16 protein-coding genes are annotated in these 19,838 nt (G+C 60.0%); 9 read left to right on the top strand and 7 right to left on the bottom strand.

The window, feature by feature from the left end:
• Positions 1-14: 14 nt before the first annotated feature.
• Positions 15-1,673 (top strand): energy-dependent translational throttle protein EttA, encoded by a 1,659-nt coding sequence (gene ettA, locus C4S72_RS20390; protein ID WP_104005029.1) that lies wholly within the window; start codon positions 15-17, stop codon positions 1,671-1,673.
• Positions 1,674-1,752: 79 nt separating this feature from the next.
• Here the strand turns inward: ettA and C4S72_RS20395 are convergent, their stop codons facing one another.
• The 4 genes from C4S72_RS20395 to C4S72_RS20410 all read right to left on the bottom strand — a co-directional run bounded on the left by C4S72_RS20395 (position 1,753) and on the right by C4S72_RS20410 (position 6,919).
• Complete coding sequence (locus C4S72_RS20395) at positions 1,753-3,129, bottom strand: c-type cytochrome (protein WP_104005030.1); 1,377 nt, start codon at positions 3,127-3,129, stop codon at positions 1,753-1,755.
• Positions 3,126-4,721, bottom strand: a complete 1,596-nt coding sequence (locus C4S72_RS20400) for a GMC family oxidoreductase (RefSeq protein WP_104005031.1) — start codon at positions 4,719-4,721, stop codon at positions 3,126-3,128. The genes C4S72_RS20395 and C4S72_RS20400 overlap by 4 nt, the downstream gene beginning before the upstream one ends.
• Positions 4,722-4,729: 8 nt before the next feature.
• The gene (locus C4S72_RS20405) at positions 4,730-5,251 is read right to left on the bottom strand and encodes a sugar dehydrogenase complex small subunit (protein ID WP_104005032.1); all 522 of its coding nucleotides are present in this window, start codon (positions 5,249-5,251) and stop codon (positions 4,730-4,732) included.
• Positions 5,252-5,767: 516 nt separating this feature from the next.
• Complete coding sequence (locus C4S72_RS20410) at positions 5,768-6,919, bottom strand: GGDEF domain-containing protein (RefSeq protein WP_235009213.1); 1,152 nt, start codon at positions 6,917-6,919, stop codon at positions 5,768-5,770.
• Between the two features lie 210 nt (positions 6,920-7,129).
• Between C4S72_RS20410 and C4S72_RS20415 the strand changes: the two genes are divergently transcribed.
• Positions 7,130-7,498 (top strand): PilZ domain-containing protein, encoded by a 369-nt coding sequence (locus C4S72_RS20415; protein ID WP_235009214.1) that lies wholly within the window; start codon positions 7,130-7,132, stop codon positions 7,496-7,498.
• A 121-nt stretch (positions 7,499-7,619) separates the two neighbouring features.
• On the opposite strand, the gene C4S72_RS20420 is transcribed toward C4S72_RS20415, so the two are convergent.
• Complete coding sequence (locus C4S72_RS20420; RefSeq protein WP_104005034.1) at positions 7,620-8,600, bottom strand: helix-turn-helix transcriptional regulator; 981 nt, start codon at positions 8,598-8,600, stop codon at positions 7,620-7,622.
• Between the two features lie 238 nt (positions 8,601-8,838).
• Here C4S72_RS20420 and C4S72_RS20425 point away from each other — a divergent pair, with 238 nt between their 5' ends.
• From C4S72_RS20425 to C4S72_RS20440, 4 genes are all read left to right on the top strand, one after another.
• Entirely contained in the window at positions 8,839-9,372 is a 534-nt protein-coding gene (locus C4S72_RS20425) for a 2,4'-dihydroxyacetophenone dioxygenase family protein (protein WP_104005035.1), read from the top strand.
• A gap of 72 nt (positions 9,373-9,444) precedes the next feature.
• Positions 9,445-10,779 (top strand): MFS transporter, encoded by a 1,335-nt coding sequence (locus C4S72_RS20430; protein ID WP_104005036.1) that lies wholly within the window; start codon positions 9,445-9,447, stop codon positions 10,777-10,779.
• Entirely contained in the window at positions 10,776-11,858 is a 1,083-nt protein-coding gene (locus C4S72_RS20435) for a 2,3-butanediol dehydrogenase (protein WP_104005037.1), read from the top strand. Before C4S72_RS20430 ends, C4S72_RS20435 begins: the two co-directional genes overlap by 4 nt.
• Positions 11,851-12,618 (top strand): SDR family NAD(P)-dependent oxidoreductase, encoded by a 768-nt coding sequence (locus tag C4S72_RS20440; RefSeq protein ID WP_200826846.1) that lies wholly within the window; start codon positions 11,851-11,853, stop codon positions 12,616-12,618. Before C4S72_RS20435 ends, C4S72_RS20440 begins: the two co-directional genes overlap by 8 nt.
• A gap of 57 nt (positions 12,619-12,675) precedes the next feature.
• Here C4S72_RS20440 and radA read toward each other — a convergent pair whose 3' ends face one another.
• Positions 12,676-14,061, bottom strand: a complete 1,386-nt coding sequence (gene radA / locus C4S72_RS20445) for a DNA repair protein RadA (protein WP_104005038.1) — start codon at positions 14,059-14,061, stop codon at positions 12,676-12,678.
• 197 nt (positions 14,062-14,258) lie between these two features.
• Between radA and C4S72_RS20450 the strand changes: the two genes are divergently transcribed.
• The 3 genes from C4S72_RS20450 (at position 14,259) to feaR (ending at position 18,478) form a co-directional block, all read left to right on the top strand.
• A complete protein-coding gene (locus C4S72_RS20450) occupies positions 14,259-15,866 on the top strand; it encodes a GMC family oxidoreductase (RefSeq protein WP_104005039.1) in 1,608 nt (535 codons plus the stop codon).
• A gap of 49 nt (positions 15,867-15,915) precedes the next feature.
• Positions 15,916-17,403, top strand: coding sequence for an aldehyde dehydrogenase family protein (locus tag C4S72_RS20455; protein WP_104005040.1), 1,488 nt, complete (start codon positions 15,916-15,918; stop codon positions 17,401-17,403).
• 163 nt (positions 17,404-17,566) lie between these two features.
• Entirely contained in the window at positions 17,567-18,478 is a 912-nt protein-coding gene (feaR, locus tag C4S72_RS20460; protein ID WP_104005041.1) for a transcriptional regulator FeaR, read from the top strand.
• 35 nt (positions 18,479-18,513) lie between these two features.
• Here the strand turns inward: feaR and C4S72_RS20465 are convergent, their stop codons facing one another.
• Entirely contained in the window at positions 18,514-19,827 is a 1,314-nt protein-coding gene (locus C4S72_RS20465; protein ID WP_104005042.1) for an amidase, read from the bottom strand.
• Positions 19,828-19,838 lie beyond the last annotated feature (11 nt).

The raw sequence follows: 19,838 nt of genomic DNA on the forward strand, positions 1-19,838 counted from the left end.
AGAGGTCCTTCTGGATGGCTCAGTACGTTTACACGATGAACCGCGTCGGCAAGGTTGTTCCGCCGAAACGCGAGATTCTCAAAGATATCTCCCTCTCCTTCTTCCCGGGCGCCAAGATCGGTGTACTGGGTCTGAACGGCGCCGGTAAATCCACCCTGCTGCGCATCATGGCCGGTGTCGATAAAGACTATGTCGGTGAAGCGCGCCCGATGCCGAACATGAAGGTCGGTTACCTGCCGCAGGAGCCCGAACTGGACGACACCAAGACCGTGCGCGAAGTGGTCGAGGAAGCGGTTTCCGACGTCAAGGGCGCCCTGGCCGAGCTGGACCAGGTTTACGCGGCCTATGCCGATCCGGATGCCGACTTCGACGAGCTGGCCAAGAAACAGGCCGAGCTGGAAAACCTGATCACCGCCAAAGATGGTCACAACCTGGACCAGGCGCTGGAGCGTGCCGCCGACGCCATGCGTCTGCCGCCCTGGGACGCCGAGGTGAAGAACCTCTCCGGTGGTGAACGCCGCCGTGTGGCGCTGTGCCGCCTGCTGCTGGACCACCCGGACATGCTGCTGCTGGACGAGCCCACCAACCACCTGGATGCCGAGTCGATCGCCTGGATCGAACGCTTCCTGCAGGAATACCCGGGCACCGTGGTAGCGATCACCCACGACCGTTACTTCCTCGACAACGCTGCCGGCTGGATCCTGGAACTGGACCGCGGCCACGGCATCCCCTGGGAAGGCAACTACTCCAGCTGGCTGGAGCAGAAGGAAGCCCGCCTGGAGCAGGAAGCCAAGTCTGAAGCGGCTCACCGCAAGGCGATGAAATCCGAGCTGGAGTGGGTGCGCCAGGGGGCCAAAGGTCGCCAGACCAAGTCCAAGGCGCGTCTGAAAGCGTTCGAAGAGATGAACTCCCGCGAGTTCCAGCAGCGCAACGAAACCCAGGAGATCTACATTCCGCCTGGCCCACGCCTGGGTGACAAGGTGATCGAGCTGCACAACGTCACCAAGTCTTACGGCGACAAGCTGCTGTTTGAAAACCTTAACCTCTCCATCCCGCCGGGTGCCATCGTCGGCATCATCGGCCCCAACGGCGCCGGTAAGTCCACCCTGTTCCGCATGCTCAGCGGCGAAGAACAGCCGGATTCCGGTGAGATCGAGATCGGCTCCACCGTGCAGCTCTCCTACGTCAACCAGTCCCGTGAGCTGGAAGGCAACAACACCGTATTCCAGGAGATCTCCGACGGTCAGGACATCATCACCGTTGGCAACTACCAGACGCCGGCGCGCGCCTACTGCGGTCGTTTCAACTTCAAGGGTTCCGACCAGCAGAAGTTCGTCAAGGATCTGTCCGGCGGTGAGCGTAACCGTCTGCACATGGCCAAGCTGCTGAAAGAAGGCGGCAACGTGCTGCTGCTTGACGAGCCGACCAACGACCTGGATATCGAAACCCTGCGTGCGCTTGAAGAAGCGCTGCTGGCCTTCCCGGGCTGCGCCGTGGTGATCTCGCACGACCGCTGGTTCCTCGACCGTATCTGTACGCACATCATCGCGTACGAAGGCGAGTCCAACGTGGAGTTCTTCGAGGGTAACTACACCGAGTACGCCGAAGACTACAAACGTCGTTACGGCAAGGATCATCAGCCGGAGCGGATCAAATACCGCCGCATGAGCTGATCATCTGACGCACACAAAAAAGCCACCGAGGGAAACCCGGTGGCTTTTTTACTGGCCGCCCGTCAGGGCTGGATCGTTTCTACTTCGCCCGGCGGCGAACAACCCATACCAGCAGCAACAGCACAACTACAGCAGCGCCCAGCCCCATACCCCAACGAGCCATCGGCAGCAAGTTGGAGGCAGGACCACCGTTGCGCAACACCGCCACTTCATCGGCACTGATATCAGCCACTTCGGCACGGCCAAAGTTTTCCAGCGTGTAGTTGGCCACCCGGGCGATCTGCGCATCGCTCAGCTCGTTGCGAAACGCCAGCATATCGACGCCGTAACTGGTCTTGATCTCGTTGCGATATTTCACGCCATCGAGAATCGCCATCACCAGGTTATCGGTGTTACTGCGCCCGAGCACGGTGTTGTTCACCAGTGACGGCAGGCCGCCGGCCCCGGTGCCATCCGCCTGGTGACAGGAGGAGCAGGCCGCTTCATACAGCTGGGCGCCGCTCATATCCGCCATATCCTCCGGCAGGGGCTCCATCAGCACCGCATCGGGATCGGCCAGCGCCTGACCATGGCTGTCCGCCGGCTGGGTATCGCCCGCATCGCTGACCGCCGGAACCGACTTCAGCCACACCGCCAGTGCCTGCAGATCCTCATCGTTCAGATGCTGCAGCGAGTGAGCGATCGCTTCGGCCATGGGACCTGCTGCCTGGGATTTACCATCAGCATGGCCGCTTTTCAGGTAGCTGACGATCTCCGCCTCAGACCAGTTGCCGATGCCGCTGTTCACATCCGAACTGATATTGGGCGCGTACCAGGTACCCAGGCTTGCGCCACCGAGCAGCTGGCCACGATCTTCCGCCATCATCAGGTTACGCGGCGTATGACAGGTTGAGCAGTGCGCCAGCGCTTCACCGAGGTAGGCGCCGCGGTTCCACTGATCGCTCTTGCTGCTGTCAGCCTGGTAGGGCTTGCCGTCGAGAAACAGCAGGTTCCAGCCCAGCATCGACAGGCGGATGTTGAACGGAAACGGCAGCTCGCTCTCGGGCGACGCCTGCTCCACCGGCTCAACACCCTGCATGAAGTAGGCGTAGAGCGCCTTCATATCCTCATCGGTGATCTTGGCGTAAGCGGTATAGGGCATCGCCGGATAGAGATGCGCACCATCGGCACGGATCCCCTCGCGTACGGCAGCATCGAATTGCTCGTAGGTGTACGAACCGATACCGGTTTTGGACGGCGTAATGTTCGGCGCGAAGATCTCACCCAGGGGCGTTTCGATCGCCTTACCGCCGGCAAACTCGGCACCGCCCTCGGTGGTGTGACAGGCGACACAGTCGCTGGCGGTGGAGATGTAGTGGCCGCGTTCGATCAGGGCGTAATCGCTTTCGGCGGCAATCGCCGCGCTACTCAGCGAACCCAGCGCCAACGCGGCGCTCAGCATCAGCGTCTGCTTCATGCCAGGTCCTCCATGATGAACTCCGCGGTACGCAGGCCCACGGCCACGGCGGTCAGCGTGGAGTTGACGGTCGCTACTGTGGGCAGCACGCCGGTGCCGGCCAGGAACAGGTTCTCATGGTCGTGGGAACGGCCTTCACCGTTACAGACCGTGGTCGCCCGGTTGTTGCCCATCCCCAGGGTACCGGTGATGTGGTTGGCCAGGCTGAACTTGTTCTCGTCCATAAACTTGATATTGGTGCCACCCAGACCTTCGGCGATCTCCTGGAACACTCGACGGGCGCGGGCATTACCGCGGCGGGTGTAATCATCCACCGAGAAGTAGAACTTGGGATTGGGGATACCGAGGGAGTCGCGACGATCACCGAGCATCACCCGGTTATTCGGGTCCGAAAGCTGCTCAACGATATTCTTAAGCCCCAGAGTCACTGAGGACTGCTGGCGGATACCAGCAATCAGATCCTTGCCGTAAACCCCCTGGCTGATCAGTTTGGAGGTCACTCCCGCCACCGGGTTGGAGTTGGAGAAGTCGATACGGAACGCAGCCTCTTCGCCACGCCAGTCGCCGTCGCGCTCACTCTGGATGGAGTATTCGCTGACAGGGCCGCGACCCGGCCAGATCTCCTCATCCACATCGAAGCTGACCTTGGTACGCGGATGGTCACAGAGGTTACGACCGACCATATCGTTGCTGTTGCCGATACCGTTGGCGAACTTGTCGCTGGTGGACATCAGCATCAGTTTCGGTGTTTCGATGGCGTTGGCTGCCAGCACGAAGATCTTGCCGGTGACGCGATGGCTTTCTTTGTTCGGCGTGTAGTAATGCACCGCCTGTATCTTGTCGTCGGCGCCGTGCTCGATCTTGTAGACCACCGCCTCGGTGATGATCTTTGCGCCGGCGCGCTCTGCCGCCTGGGCTGAGATACCGCCGTGATACTGGGCATCGATCGGGCAGACCGGCATGCAGTTGTTGTTGCCGCAGCAGGCCGGGCGACCGTCGTAGTTACGGCTGTTACGTGCCGAGGTGTTGGTGGTGACCTCAAAGCCCAGAGGAGCAAGGCGATCACGCACACGCTGGTGTGCCCAGGATGGCGTCACCGGCTCCATCGGAAACGGCTTGGTACGGGGCGAGCCGTTATTCAGCGGCCCGGAAACGCCCATCTTCACTTCGGCTTCGTAGTAGAACGGCTCCAGGTCGTCGTAGCTGAACGGCCAGTCACGACCCACGCCGTATTTGCTCTGCAGCTGGAAGTCGTTGGGCAGGTAGCGCCAGGCCATGCCGGCCCAGTGCCAGGAGGTGCCGCCCACACCACGGATATAGGACGCGGAGTAAGGAACCGGCCCCTCCTGCTGGAAGTAGCCGTTGTCCTTGCGCGGTTCCGGTGCCCAGTCGTTATAGGGGTAAGGCGCCATGAAATCGCTTTTGTTGGTCTCGTGACGGAAACGCGCCACCACCTGGTTGCGGTCGATACGCGGACCGCCCTCCAGAATCATCACGGAGAGACCGCTCAGTGCCAGCTTTTCCGCCATCAGCGAGCCGACAATGCCTGAACCGACGATAACAACGTCGGCTGATGTAGTTTGCTGTGCCATAAAAACTCCTACGCCTTGGCCGGCTTGCTCTGCCAGATACCGTACTCACCCAGGGAATAGCTGGGCGGCTTGAGCACATCGGCAACGGCGACATACATCAGTGCTTCACTGAAAGCGATCAGCTCAAGGTCCTTGCCACTGCCGACCAGGCCTTCGAACCAGCCGGTGGCGATAGCCGGCGGCAGATCTTTCAGCTCGGGCGCTTCAGCTTCAACCCGCGCCTGAAGTTCAGAGACTGCAACCGCCTGATCGGTGATAAAACGATCAAGCTGCTTGATACGCCCGGCAAAGGAGTCGTCGTGCCGCACCAGGGCCAGGTAAAGACGTTCGGCCATGGCGGGCTTGAGGGCCGTATTGGCGGTGATCTGCTGGGACACTGCGATAAACGCCCGGTAGGCATCGCTGTCCGCCACGCTTGCTGGGGTGGTGCTGGCTAACGCATGGGGAATCAGGGTCAGACTGCCGGCCGCCAGGCTGGCAGCCAGAAAACCCCTGCGCGTCACACCGGTTTTGGAGTGATTGCTATTCATTTGATTCTTTAAACGGAGTGAGGAATAACTGAGAGGATAGTCCCGATTAAGAAAATATGCCCAACCGGAAAGCAAGCGCGGGATTCTAGCAGCGTTTTTTATCTATGGTGGGAGGTATTAACAAAGTTAAATGAAAAACAGAGTTTTATAAAACGACGTTATCCTGGAGAAAGGAGATAATCAGATCAATCGAGATGTACCGGGCATATAAAGCCTGACATAACACGCACAACAATAAGGGTTATCAATCAAGAAAAACTGTTCAATCATCGCCCATGCGGCGCATCGGCGGGCGCAATCCTGAAGCACCCTATCATTGCAGCATTCTCAAAGTGTAACAATTAATTTACACAAAGCGCTTTTTTCCCCTGCTTGGCGGGATGACTTATTACTGGAACTATCCCGCCAGGCATTTATTTATAACTGATAACTCTACATTGACTAAAATATTTTCCGGCAATCGCCCAAATCAATCGAATACCACTATTAAACAAATGGTTTTTTCTAGCCGGTTAATCAAGCCGGCTCATAGCGATATTCATTATTTGACTGTTCATCTTCCCTGTTGGCGACAACGTAGCGATCACGGCCTGAAGACTTGGCAGCATACAGAGCTTCATCGGCCCGGCGCAGCAGATCGGATGGCGTTTCGTCCGGCAGCAAGGCGGCCACGCCGATACTGGTGGTGAAGCCCACCTGTTCACCGCTGGGAATCCGCACCGGCGACAGTCGGCAGGCCGCACAGATCTGCTCGGCCATCTCTACCGCCTGCTCCGCAGCCTGCCCCGGCAGGATGATCAGAAACTCCTCACCGCCGAAACGCCCGGCCAGGTTACCCTTGCGATCACGCGCCTTGGGCTGCACCTGCTTGCGCAGAATCTTGGCAAACTGTTTGAGGACAATATCGCCGGCCGCGTGACCGTAGTTGTCATTGAAGCCCTTGAACTTGTCCAGATCCATCATCAGGATCGAGATCGGTCGTCCCTCTTCCTGGCACAGCAGCACGTCGCCCTCCAGGTGCTCCATCACCTGACGGCGGTTCGCGAGGCCAGTCAGCGCATCACGCGTTGCCTGACGATACAGCCCCAGCAACATGCCCAGCTGGTTGATCGAGGCCCAGCCCGCAATCACCGCCAGCACACCCAGCAGCCAGAGCGCGTTGAGCTCCGCGACACCGCCAAACTGGCCCGACAGAGTCTGTGTCAGCACCTCAATCAACATCACGGCAGCGGTCACCGCCACCACCTCAACCACGGTCAGCGGAAAGATCGCCTGCATGGCAACGATCATAAAGGGGAAAAACTGGTAGCCCGCCACCGAGTGTTCGTAGCCGGCCGTAAAGAGCACGGTGTTTGAATAGGTCTGAAAACCGGAAAGAATCATTATCAGCAGTGCCAGGCGCAGCAGCGCGCACCCCAGGTTATAGGGATGCTTGTACCAGACCAGCAGAAGCAGCAACGCACCGCTACTGATCACTCGCCCGATCGCTATGCTGTTCTGTACCTCCGCCGGCAACAGCAGTTGATCGACAAACACCCAGGCTGTCTGCAATACGGCCAGCAGCAGCGCTATCAGGCGTACGCGTCTGTACAGATGATGCGCACGAGTCTGATTGAAATATCGCGAATGCCGCGATACCGAAAACACATCCAATATATCAAGCAACATTTTGACCAAACCCGCCCTCAAACCTTCCATGTAACCAGCGAAAACAACCCTGTTTTTAACCCTACTCTGTTTTAAATCAGCCATCCTTGCGTGGCGTCATCACTTTCACAAACTAGGCGCTGTGTAATAACATGCATAGACCCAACCTGGCCAGTCAGGCCCTGTTTCAGAGCCCCGCGCTCAACATAAATGCATTCCAGGGTGATTAGCGTGACCGAGAACCAAAACGAACGCCGCCGTTTCAGCCGAATCCGGTTTGATGCGGGCTGTGAACTCCATACTCCCAAGGGACCTGCGGAGGTACAGCTGGTGGATATCTCGCTGCGAGGTGCCCTGATCGAGTCAGCCCGGCCGCTGCAGCTGGAACCCGGCGAGACCGCCGAGCTGCATATCTACCTGGCCAACGACATTCTGATCCGCATGCCCGGCACGGTGAAACATATCGAAGGCGAGCAATACGGTTTCGTGGCCGGCGATATGGAGATCGAGAGTGTCAGCCACCTGCGCCGTCTGGTGGAGCTGAACCTGGGCGACGAAGCCCTGCTGGAGCGCGAACTGGAAGCGATGCTGGATAACTGATCCGCCTGGATCAGCTCCAGCGGTTTGCGCACCGCTTTCCTCTCTCTTGCCGCCTCTATTGCGCTTTCCTTGCGCTTATTCTGCGTATTGAAGACCTGTCAGAACTGATCAACTGCGCCCTTCAGCCGAGAGGTGCAGAGATATGTTTCTGTCGCGCATCGGTTGGCGTCAGTCCAAACTGGCGACGGAACACCCGCGCAAAATAGGCCTGGCTGGAAAAGCCGCACTGATAGGCCACATCGGCGATACCGTAGCCATTGCGGCGGGGATCGGTCAGCAGGGCCCAGGCCTGCTGTAGACGCTGATCCAGCAGATACTGGCGCGGGGTCAGCGCCTCTTCCGAGAACAGCCGGTTAAGATGACGGCTGGTGATTCCTAACGCAGCGGCCACCTCTTCAACGCCGAGATCGGCTCTACCGAGGTTCTCATCCATATACTGTTTGGCCATCAGGCGGTGATGCATGGCGACGGACGATGCATCGCCCGCCGAATTCTGTCGCACCAGCATGGCGTCGATCAGGCGCCAGGCCTGACGCTGAAAAGCTTCGGCCTCACCAGCATCAGGCGTCTGCATAAAACGGTTTACCTGACGGTAGAGGCTGCGGATCAGCAGGTTGACCAGGCGATCATGGGTGTCGATGCGCAGCGGACTGTCGAAGCTGTACTGTGAGTGCTGATGGAATTTTTCCAGCGGGATATCGATGGTGAGCTGGTGCATCTGGTCGGTGAAGCCAACGAGATAGGGCCGGTCGGTGCGATACAGCAGCGCATACTGACCTTCGAGCATTTCACAGCTTTTGCCCTGATGGAAAAAGGCGTTCTTGCCCATGCCAATAGAGACCAGCACCGACTCTTTCGGCTCGGCCTGGACCAGGGTCAGATCACGTTCAACCACATGACCATTGCCCTCGATCCAGTTCAGCTTCATGCCGTCCAGGTGCAGGCTGTGCTGGGTGGCGGCCAGCCCCTCCGGCACGTAGGAGGAGCAGCGGATACCGACAAAATGGCTGGCGTTAAACTGGTCCCAGTACTGAAACCGCTGCTCCGGCGCTACATTCCGGGTAGAGGCTGTCTGGACGGTGAGAGTCGCTGGATGCTGCATAATAGTTATTCTCCGAAGCCAGTCTCCGCCGGCTATCGCTACGTCTCAACTCACTGAACGTCTGGTGCTAATTAACCGAAAAAGCCTGATCCAGGTCAATAATTGACGGCAGAAACTGCGTTTTCAGCGCTCTTTTATGTCCGAAAAATACAAACATCCGGTCCGGTTTTCACAAAACCAGGGTTTGCCTCCAGCCTAGACTGTCGCTTCCTATAACAACAATGCTGAAGGTCCCCAAATGCCGGAGCTTGCCAAATCAGAATTCTGGAAAGATATCCCCGCCATCCCCAACTGCTTCAAGCCGGACGCCAAGCCGGAGGTGTATATCTCCAATGCGCCCACCGAAGACGAAAAACTCTACGTCCCGTTTACCGAAACCGTCTCCTCACGCCCGTTGTGGATCTCGCCAACCGAGAACCGCTGGTGCGATATTCTGATGGCCAAGAGTGCCGGGCTGGTCAATCGTCATTACCACCCGCATGAGGTATTTGCCTACACCATTTCGGGCAAATGGGGTTACCTAGAGCACGACTGGACCGCCACCGCCGGTGACTTTGTTTACGAGACTCCGGGCGAGGGCCACACCCTGGTCGCCTACGAGCACGAAGAGCCGATGCGCGCCTTCTTTATCGTCAAGGGCCCGCTGATCTGGCTCGACGAAAAAGGCGAGACCGAGGGCATTTTCGATGTGCATGACTACATCGCCATGTGCCGTGAGCACTACGAAAAAGTCGGCATCGGCGCCGCCTACGTCGACACCCTGTTCCGCTGATCTCCGTCCGTCTCAATCCCAACGTTGTACCGCACGCGGTATCGCGCTGCGTGCGGTCAGGAGAACACCCCGGTGAACAACAATAAATACGCCACTTACGAAAATGTCCTGCTCAGCGTCCTGTTCCTGACCTTCGGCTTTGTGTTTTTCGACCGGCTGGCGCTGTCTTTCCTGTTCCCCTTCATGGAGGAGGAACTGCAACTCAGCAACAGCCATCTGGGGCTGCTGTCTTCGGTCCTGGCGCTGGCCTGGGCCGTCTCCGGTGCGCTGGTCGGCGCCTGGTCCGATCGCATCGGCAAACGCAAGCCGATCCTGATTGTCGCCATCATCCTGTTCTCGCTCTGTTCGGCTCTGTCCGGCATGGTCACAGGCTTTATCAGCCTGCTGATATTCCGCGCCGTGATGGGCCTGGCCGAGGGACCGATACTGCCGCTGTCGCAATCGATGATGGTGGAAGCCTCGTCACCGCATCGTCGCGGTCTGAACATGGGCCTGCTGCAGGGGTCGGCCGCGGGTCTGCTTGGAGCGGTTATCGGGCCGCCAGTGATCATCGCCATGGCGGAAGCCTGGGGCTGGCGTCAGGCATTTATCCTGTCGCTGATTCCCGGCCTGATCATCGCCTTTCTGGTGTGGAAATACGTTAAACCGGATACTGCCAGCCAGAGCGCCAGCCAAACTGCGGCTCAGCCCGTGGATCAGTCGTTGGATGGAAGCGCGGATCAGGAAGAGCCTAAACCGCGCGGCCTCAAGGCTTATACAACGCTGCTGTCCAACCGCAATATTCTGCTCTGCACCCTGATCAGCTGCTTCTACCTGACCTGGTTCGTGGTACTGATCTCCTTCACGCCGACCTTCCTGGTCAAGGTGCGTGGTTTTGAGCCCGCCACCATGGGCAGCATCATGAGCTGTCTGGGCGTGGCCTGGGTGATCTGGGGCTTTGTCGTCGCCGGCGTATCGGACCGGATCGGTCGCAAACCCACACTGGTCATTTTCACGCTGCTGGCGGCCTGCTGCCCCATGGTGCTGCTCTACAGCGAAACGCCCATGGTGATGGGTGCGCTGGTGATCCTGACCTATACCGGCCTTGGCTGCTTCACCCTGTTTATGGCGACCATCCCCGCGGAGACCGTCTCCCGCGGCCAGATCGCCACCGCGCTGGGCCTGATCATGGGCATAGGCGAGCTGATCGGCGGGTTTGTCTCCCCCACCCTGGCCGGCTTCGCCGCCGACCAGTACGGCCTGCAGATCGTCATGTTTGTCAGCAGTGGCGCCGCTATTGTCGCTGCTGCCCTCTCGCTGCTGCTGAAGGAAACGGCTCCCGCCGTCCTGGCGCGCCGCAACCAGGCTCAGCCAGTCGCTGACGACACTGAAACCAACAGCCCCGCCTACCTGAGGAATAACGGATGAAGGTATTACGCTGGCACGGCGCCAGAGATCTGCGCGTAAGCGAAGTTCCCGCCGCCGTGAACCGGGATAACGAAGTACTGGTGCAGGTGGCTTACTGCGGAATCTGCGGCAGCGATCTTCACGAGTACCAGGATGGCCCACACGCGATACCCTGCGGCTCGGTGCATCCGGTATCCGGAGAACAGGCGCCGCTGACCCTGGGGCATGAATTCTGTGGCCAGGTGGTGGCCGTGGGTGATCATGTCCGCGGCGTCCAGGTGGGCGACCGGGTCGCCATCGAGCCGGAATACCGTTGCCAGGAGTGTCGCTACTGCCTGGCCGGCGATTACAACCTGTGCGAATCCATGGGTTTTATCGGCCTGATGGGTAACGGCGGCATGGCCGAACAGGTAGCCGTTCCCGACTATATGCTGAACCCGCTGCCAGACAGTGTCAGTTACCGCCAGGCGGCGGTACTGGAACCTGCGGCCGTGGCCGAGCATGCGCTGAACCAGAGCTCGCTCCAGCCCGGCGGCCGCTGCCTGGTGATCGGGCTTGGTCCTATCGGGCTGCTGCTGATCATGCTGGCACGGCTGAGAGGCATCCAAGAGATCTGTGCGGTCGACGTCAGCCCGGAGCGCCTGGAAAAGGCCCGTCAGCTTGGCGCCACGAGCGTTTTGGACGGCCGCCAGGATGATCTGCACGCACTGCTGCAGCAGCTCTCCGCCGGCGGCTTTGACACGGTGTTTGAGGCGGCTGGCAGCCAGGCCACCTTCACCACCGCACTGCAGGCAGCCAAGAAAGGCGGCGAAGTGGTGCTGGTCGGGCTGATGGGAGAGATAAGCCTGGATGCCTTCGACCTGGTGAACAGGGAGATACGGCTGCAAACCTCGGTGGGCTACCGCGACGTCTATCCTGCGCTGATCAACCACATCGCCGAGGGCCGCTTTGATCCTGCGCAGATCGTGACAAAGACCGTCGATCTGGATAACGCGCTGAGCGGTGGCTTTGACGCCCTGCTTGCCAGCAAGGATCAGATCAAGGTGCTCATCAACCCGAACCCTTCGCTTACTGAACAGGAGTATCCACTGCATGTCTGACTACATGTCTGACCCCATTTCTGAGAAGGCGGTTTTTGCCCCCGGATTCATGTCCGGCAAGACGGTGTTCATCACCGGCGCCACCTCCGGTATCGGTGCGGCCATGGCCGTAGCCTACGCCGACGCCGGTGCCAGAGTGATTGCCGCCGGCCTTAACCCCGCCGGTGAACATGCGCCTTCGCACCCGAATATCGAGCTGCTGGATCTGGATGTCACCGATACCGATGCGCTACAGAGCAGTATCCGTGCGGCCGAGGGACTGGCGGTATTGATCAACTGCGCCGGTATCAGTCGCAACCGCGATGAGTATCAGCTCAGTCAGTTCGACAAGGTGCTGTCGGTGAACCTGCGTGCCGCCATGGTCGCCAGCGAGACCGCCCGCCCGATGCTGGCCAAGACCGGCGGCTCAATCATCAACCTGGCCTCCATGTTCAGCACCTTTGGCTCCAAGGATCGTCCTGCCTACTCCGCCAGCAAGGGCGCCATCGTTCAGTTGACGCTGTCACTGGCCGAGGAATATGCCGCCGAAGGGGTGCGCGTGAATGCCATCGCACCGGGTTGGATCGATACCCCGCTGGGTGAGGGGCTGAAGGCCGACAAGGTCGCCTCCGGCCGTATCCTGGGTCGCACGCCGATGGCGCGCTGGGGTCTGCCGGAAGAGGTAGCCAGCACCGCTCTGTTCCTGAGCAGCCCGGCCGCCAGCTTTGTCACCGGAGTGACTCTGCCGGTGGATGGAGGCTATCTCTGCACCGGTGCCTGAAATACAGAAGACCGCTGATGGCAAGTCAGCGGTCTTTACTTAGACACCTGTGCTAACTCAGATCGCGTCCAGCGCCTGAGACAGGGTATCCACACCGACGATCTTGATGCCGGGCACACCCTCTTTGGGCGCATTGGCACGCGGTACGATCGCCCGCTTGAAACCGTGTTTGGCGGCCTCGCGGATACGCTCCTGGCCATTGGGCACCGGGCGGATCTCGCCGGACAGACCCACCTCGCCGAACACCATCAGATCCTGCCCCAAAGGACGATCCCTGAAGCTGGATACCACGGCCAGCAGCAGCGCCAGATCCGCACTGGTCTCCAGTACCTTGACGCCACCCACCACGTTGACGAACACATCCTGATCGCCGGTCATCAGGCCGCCATGACGATTCAACACCGCCAGCAGCATCGCCAGACGGTTGGCCTCAAGACCCACCGCCACACGGCGAGGGTTGGACAGGTGCGAGGTATCCACCAGCGCCTGCAGCTCCACCAGCAGCGGGCGGGTGCCTTCCCAGACCACCATCACCACGCTGCCGGCACTGGGCTCGGCGCCGCGGCTTAAGAAGATCGAGCTGGGGTTTTTCACCTCTTTCAGGCCAGTCTCCATCATCGCGAACACGCCCAACTCATTGACCGCGCCAAAGCGGTTCTTATGGCTGCGCAGGGTGCGGAAACGGCTGTCAGAGGAGCCCTCAAGCTGCAACGAGCAGTCGATCATATGCTCCAGCACCTTGGGGCCGGCCAGGGAACCATCCTTGGTGACATGGCCCACCAGGAACAGCACCGTGCCGGTCTGCTTGGCGTAGCGGGTCAGAAACGCCGCGCTTTCGCGTACCTGGGACACCGACCCCGGCGCCGACTGCACATCGGAGACATGCATCACCTGGATGGAGTCGATCACCAGGATCTTCGGTTTGAGCTGATCCGCCACATCGCAGATCGTCTCCACCGAAGTCTCCGACAGCATCTTCAGCTGGTCCGCCTTCAGCCCCAGACGGGACGCGCGCATCGCCACCTGCTGCAAGGATTCCTCACCGGTGACATAGAGCGCTGGCATCTGCGCCGCCAGGTAGCAGGTGGTCTGCAGCAGCAGGGTACTTTTACCGGCACCGGGATGGCCGCCGATCAGCACCGCCGAACCCGGCACCAGGCCACCGCCAAGCACACGATCCAGCTCACCGACGCTGGTGGGGATGCGCGGCATCTCCTCCAGGTTTACGTCGGCAAGGCTGACCACCCGATCCTTGCCAGCCCCGCCGGCATAACCTTCAAAGCGGGCATTGCGCACACCCGCCTGGGCGCCACCGGCCGGCGCCTGAGAGATGCGCACCTCGGTAATGGTGTTCCAGGCCTTGCACGCGGTGCACTGCCCCTGCCACTTGCTGTAGTCCGCGCCGCAGTCATTGCAGACATAGGCGGTTTTTGCCTTGGCCATAAACTCTCCTGAATTCGCTGAGGCGATTGTAACGGAAACCAGCGGCACACCGAACCGGGCTTAATTGCTACATCCTGATGACACATATTGCCGAAGCCCTGTCACCCAGTGCCAAGCCTGGCGCGAAAACGGAGTAGTTAAATGAAGTGGTCATTCAATTACGAACCCAACATTTAGACATTCGATCGAGGGATAAGATGTCCACTCAGGAATACGACTACATTATCGCGGGTGCGGGCTCTGCAGGCTGTGCCGTCGCCTACCGCCTGATTGAAAACGGAGCAGGAAGCGTGCTGTTGCTAGAGGCCGGTGAAAAGGACTCCAGCATGTTTCACAAGATCCCGGCCACGGTGGTCAAGGTGTTCCAGCAGAAGTCCTGGCCCTATATGACCCTGCCGCAGAAGCATGCCAACAACCGCTCCATGCTGATCGCCCAGGGCAAGGTGCTCGGCGGCGGCAGCTCGGTAAACGGCATGATCTACATCCGCGGCCAGCACCAGGACTATGACGACTGGAAAGAGAAATGGGGCTGCGAAGGCTGGGGCTACGAAGACGTACTGCCCTTCTTCCGCAAGGCGGAAGCCAACGAAAGCCTCGGCGACCGCTACCACGGTGAAGAGGGCCCTGTGCCGGTGGGCGAAAACCGCTTCCGTCATCCGCTGACCCAGGCCTGTATCCGTGCCTGTGCACAGATGGGTCTGCCTTATACCAACGACTTTAATGGTGCGACCCAGGAGGGCGCGGGCTTCTACCAGACCACCATCCACAAGGGTGAGCGCGCCAGCACCTCGCAGACCTACCTGAAACGCGTGGCCGGCAACCCTAAACTCACCGTGCTGACCCACGCCCTGGTGCACCGGGTGGATATCGACGGCAAACGCGCCAGCGGCGTCACCTACTCCATCAAGGGCGGCGCTCCGATCACTGCAAAGGCGCGCAAGGAAGTGATCGTCAGCTCCGGCACCTTCGGCTCCGCCAAGATCCTGATGCTCTCCGGTATCGGCCCCAAGGAGCACCTGGAGTCGGTGGGCGTCAAAACCAAGCTGGACCTGCCGGTGGGCAAGAATTTCCACGACCACCTGCACATGTCACTGAACGCCACTATCAATGAAGATATCAGCCTGTTTCAGGAAGATAAGGGCATCAGCGCCGTCAAGCATATGCTGCAGTGGCAGATGTTCCGCTCCGGTCTGATGACCAGCAACATCCTCGAGGGCGGCGCCTTTGTCGACAGCGAGGGCGTGGGACGTCCCGATATCCAGCTGCACTTCCTGCCGCTGCTGGATAACTTCGACAACACCCCGGGTGAAAAACCGGAAGCGGAAGCCCACGGTGTCTCGATCAAGGTGGGCCATCTGCGCTCCAAATCCCGCGGCGAAGTGCGCCTGAAAAGCAGCGATCCTAACGAACTGGTCGAGATCGACGCCAACTTCCTCTCCAAACCGGAAGACCTGGAAAACCAGATCCGCGCCGTCCAGACCGGACTCAAGGTGCTGGAGATGCCATCCCTGAAACGGATCGTCAAACGCGTCATCGAGCCCGACAACATCGCCATCGATGACAAACAGGGCCTCGAGGCGTTCGTACGCGAGAACATCAAGACCGTCTACCACCCGGGCGGCACCTGCAAGCTGGGCACCTCCACCGAGGATTCCGTGGTGGACCTACAGCTGCGCGTTCACGGTGTGGATAACCTGCGCGTGGTGGATATGTCGATCTGCCCGCAGGTCCCCAGCGGCAACACCAACGCCGTGGCGATGATGATCGGCGAGCGCGGCGCCGACCTGATTCTGCAGGCCCAGTAATCGCTCCGGTTCAAACTAATAAGCAACGATTTCGAGAGAGAAAACCCATATGTCACAGATAGAGATTCTCGACAGCGTCAAAGCCTACCTGCAGCGTGAGCACGGACAGTTCATCGCCGGGGAAGCCAGCCGCGCCAGCGACACCGCTAAAATCGACCTGATCGACCCCGCTACCGAACAGCCTCTGGCCCAGGTGGCCAGCGCCAGTACAGCGGAACTGGATGCCGCCGTGGCCAGCGCCAAACGCGCCTTCAAGGGCGAATGGGCGCAGAAAACTCCGTACGAGCGCGGCCAGCTGATCAACCGCTTTGCCGATCTGATCGAAGCCAACGGCGAAGAGCTGGCCCAGCTCGAAACCCTCTGCAGCGGCAAATCGATCCACCTGTCGCGCATGCTGGAAGTGCAACAGAGTGCTCAGTCGCTGCGCTACTACGCTGGCTGGGCCACCAAGATCTCCGGTGAAACCCTGACTCCCTCCTTCCCGTCGATGCAGGGCGAGCGCTACAGCGCCATGACCCGTCGCGAACCGGTGGGCGTGGTCGCCGGCATCATCCCCTGGAACTTCTCGGTGATGATCGCCAACTGGAAAATCGGCGCAGCGCTGGCCACCGGCTGCACCATCGTCCTCAAACCCAGCGAGTTCACCCCGCTGACGCTGCTGCGCCTGGCCGAGCTCGCGATTGAGGCAGGCATCCCCGCCGGGGTGATCAACGTGCTCAACGGCGAAGGCGCTATCGGCCAGCAGCTGATCGAACACCCGGATGTCGCCAAGGTCTCCTTCACCGGCTCCGTGCCCACCGGCATGAAAGTGGGTCAGACCGCCATGGCGGCCAACCTGACCCGCTGCACCCTGGAGCTGGGCGGCAAGAACGCCGCGGCACTGCTCGCCGATGCGGATATCGACCGCGCCGTCGGCGGTCTGCTGCAGACCGGCTATGTGCACCAGGGCCAGGTCTGTGCCGCTCCAGAACGTGTCTTTGTGCATCGCTCCCGCATCGATGAACTGACCAGCAAGCTGGCCGCGGGCCTCAGCCAGGCGAAGATCGGCTCACCGCTGGACGAGTCGGTGATGTTCGGCCCGATCTCCAACAAGCCGCAGTTCGACAAGGTCTGCCATTACCTGGAACAGGCGAAGCGTGAAAGCCGCATCGTCTGTGGCGGTAACGCCCTGGATCGTGCCGGCTACTTCGTCGAACCCACCATCGTGCAGGCCAGCTCCGCCAGCGAAACGCTGATGCGGGAAGAGACCTTTGGCCCGGTAATCTCGTTCATGCCCTACGATGATGAGAGCGAGCTTTTGGGCCTGATCAACGACTCCCCGTTTGGCCTCAGCGCCAGCGTCTGGACCAACGACCTGAGCAAGGCGATGCGGATGATTCCGGAGATCGAAGCCGGCACCGTCTGGGTCAACATGCACACCTTCGTCGATCCCTCCGTGCCGTTCGGCGGCCTGAAAAGCTCCGGCCTCGGCCGTGAGTTCGGCAGCGCCTTTATCGAGGACTACACCGAGCTGAAATCGGTGATGCTCTGCTACTGATATCGGCCAGATAGCGCCTGCCAGGGCGTTATCCTCCCTGCCGGCAGGGCTGCGCCGGAGACGGGTCAAAGCTGGAATAATAATTGCTTATTCAAGTGAATATTTTCCTAATATTTCGACCAGTTTCCGGCGTTATCGCCGGCCAAGCAGGGAGATTTACCCGATGTCGATCAATACTGATCTCCATCAGTGGGACCACGCTGTACGCGAGATCTGCGGTGAGTTCACCACCACTCCCAATCCTTGCGCGCCGTTTATCGGCCAGATCAAGCTGAAAAACCTCGGCGGCCTCGGCGTTGCCCACATACAAACCAACGCCCAGCGCGTAGAACGCCGCATCAGCGACACCCAGAACGACGAACACTGCTTCTTAATCCTTCAAACTCAAGGGGTTATGGGGTTCGATAACAAGCAGAATACGGAGTTCGATCTGCACCCCGGCGAGATGGCGCTCACCGACTCACGTCTGGCCTTCGACATGATCCCCCGCGGCCTGGTACGCCAGATATCGGTTCACCTTTCCCGCGACCGACTGCAGCAAAGCCTCGGCAAGATTCCCCACTTCGGCAAGATCTCCCAGAACAGTCTCAGCGGTCAGTTACTGCACACTATGCTGCTGCAATTAAGCTTCGAAAATGCACCATTTAGTGCGAGCACGCCTGATGGCTGTGCACTTCAGGAAGCGATTACTGCGCTACTGAAACCGGCGCTGGAAAACCAGGATGTAGAAGCAGCGGATCTGCCGCTGAGACTGCTGGCGGAGCGCTTTATCCGTCGCTATCTCAATGACTATCGCCTGTCACCGGAGTTTCTCGCCAGGGAGCTGAACATCTCCAAGCGCAAGCTTTACCGGGCATTTGAACATAACGGGGAAAGTGTGGCGCGCTACATTCTCAACCTGAGACTGGAGCAGAGCAGAATGGACCTGGTCAGGGCCGACCAGGAGCAGCAGACCATTACGGATATTGCGTTTAAGTGGGGGTTTTCGGATGTGTCCCAGTACTCCCGGGCGTTCAAACGCCAGACAGGGCTTTCACCCAGCGAGTACCGCCAATCACACGAGTGCCGGCTCTGATGGCCGGCACTTCTGATCGCTGTAAACCTTGGCTATCAGGCTGAGGCCAAAGCCCCCTCGAACCAGCGCGCCAGCGCCAGCAGACTATCATCATCATGGGCGCGACCAACCAGCTGCACACCCAGTGGCAGCCCTGCTTCATCGACCAGACCCGGCAATGAAATCACCGGTAGCCCCATCGCCTGCCAGGGGCGACTCATATGCGGCGCACCGGTCTTTTCATGCCCCAGGGGCGCCACACCGGGCGCGGCCGGCGCCAGGATCGCATCCACATCCGCATAGCGCTGCCAGAGCGCTTCGCCACCGACGGCCGCCGCGTTCAGGGATTCCAGATAAGCAGCACGCTCCATCACCAGGCCTGAGCTGATCAGATCCTGCAGCGGCTCGCTGAGCAGTTCTGGCTGGCGGGATTCCACCGCCAGGTTGCGGGCGACTTCGTAACCCATGATCTGAATGTGGTGCTGCACCATCTGGGGCAGAAACTCCTCATCCTCGAACTGCACCAGCTCGACGCCCTGCCCTTCCAGCAGTGCCGCGGCCTGATTGATCGCTTCAACCATGGCAGGATCGGTTTCACCGACTTTATCGCCCTGACAGATCAGCACCTTGCGGGGCTTCACCGCATCGGCCTGCGCCAGCGGGTCGTTCTGGCGCAGCAGAATGGCGCGCATCAGCTCGATATCCTCAACCGAACGCGACAGCAGTCCGAGGGAGTCCAGCGATTGCGCCAGCGGCTGGCCGCCGCGCAGGGAGAACTCGCCTCGGCTACCCACATAACCGACGCTGCCGCAGTAAGCCGCCGGACGAATCACCGACGCCGCCGTCTGGGAACCCAGCGCCAGCGGCACCATGGCATCGGCCACCGCGGCGGCGGAGCCGCTGGAAGAACCACCGGGCGTGCGCTCTAGATCCGCAGGGTTCCTGGTTTTACCGGGCTTGAAGTAGGCAAACTCGGTGGTGACGGTTTTTCCGAGCACTATGCCGCCGGCCGCACGGATCAGAGCGACGCAGCTGGCGTCATCCACAGGCATGCGGCCCTTGTGGATAGGCGAGCCCATCTCGGTGGGCATATCCGCCGTATCGATGATGTCCTTGATCCCCACCGGCAGACCTTTCAGCGGGCTCTGCCGATAAAACGCCTCGTTACTCAGATACTGATCGAGAAACGCCTCGCGGCTCAGGCTGTATTGCCAGGCACCGACTTGCGGCTCGCGCGCCTCGATACGGTCAAAGCAGGCATTAATCACATCAACGGCCGTGCACTCGCCGTTATCGATCGCCAGCAACGCCTGACGCAGGCCAAGTTCGTTCAACGCTTTTGCGTCAGGGTTGGGTTTAGGAGTAGTCATAATCACCTTCT

The organism is Marinobacterium lutimaris, assembly GCF_900108065.1.
GTDB lineage: Bacteria > Pseudomonadota > Gammaproteobacteria > Pseudomonadales > Balneatricaceae > Marinobacterium_D > Marinobacterium_D lutimaris.

Excerpts from the sequence above, each read along its gene's own strand:
- C4S72_RS20450 (WP_104005039.1), top strand. The coding sequence starts at position 14,259 with ATGTCCACTCAGGAATACGACTACATTATCGCGGGTGCGGGCTCTGCA.
- feaR (WP_104005041.1), top strand. The coding sequence starts at position 17,567 with ATGTCGATCAATACTGATCTCCATCAGTGGGACCACGCTGTACGCGAG.
- C4S72_RS20400 (WP_104005031.1), bottom strand. The coding sequence starts at position 4,721 with ATGGCACAGCAAACTACATCAGCCGACGTTGTTATCGTCGGTTCAGGC.
- C4S72_RS20455 (WP_104005040.1), top strand. The coding sequence starts at position 15,916 with ATGTCACAGATAGAGATTCTCGACAGCGTCAAAGCCTACCTGCAGCGT.
- C4S72_RS20425 (WP_104005035.1), top strand. The coding sequence starts at position 8,839 with ATGCCGGAGCTTGCCAAATCAGAATTCTGGAAAGATATCCCCGCCATC.
- C4S72_RS20410 (WP_235009213.1), bottom strand. The coding sequence starts at position 6,919 with ATGTTGCTTGATATATTGGATGTGTTTTCGGTATCGCGGCATTCGCGA.
- radA (WP_104005038.1), bottom strand. The coding sequence starts at position 14,061 with ATGGCCAAGGCAAAAACCGCCTATGTCTGCAATGACTGCGGCGCGGAC.
- C4S72_RS20405 (WP_104005032.1), bottom strand. The coding sequence starts at position 5,251 with ATGAATAGCAATCACTCCAAAACCGGTGTGACGCGCAGGGGTTTTCTG.
- C4S72_RS20435 (WP_104005037.1), top strand. The coding sequence starts at position 10,776 with ATGAAGGTATTACGCTGGCACGGCGCCAGAGATCTGCGCGTAAGCGAA.
- C4S72_RS20440 (WP_200826846.1), top strand. The coding sequence starts at position 11,851 with ATGTCTGACTACATGTCTGACCCCATTTCTGAGAAGGCGGTTTTTGCC.
- C4S72_RS20395 (WP_104005030.1), bottom strand. The coding sequence starts at position 3,129 with ATGAAGCAGACGCTGATGCTGAGCGCCGCGTTGGCGCTGGGTTCGCTG.
- C4S72_RS20420 (WP_104005034.1), bottom strand. The coding sequence starts at position 8,600 with ATGCAGCATCCAGCGACTCTCACCGTCCAGACAGCCTCTACCCGGAAT.
- ettA (WP_104005029.1), top strand. The coding sequence starts at position 15 with ATGGCTCAGTACGTTTACACGATGAACCGCGTCGGCAAGGTTGTTCCG.
- C4S72_RS20465 (WP_104005042.1), bottom strand. The coding sequence starts at position 19,827 with ATGACTACTCCTAAACCCAACCCTGACGCAAAAGCGTTGAACGAACTT.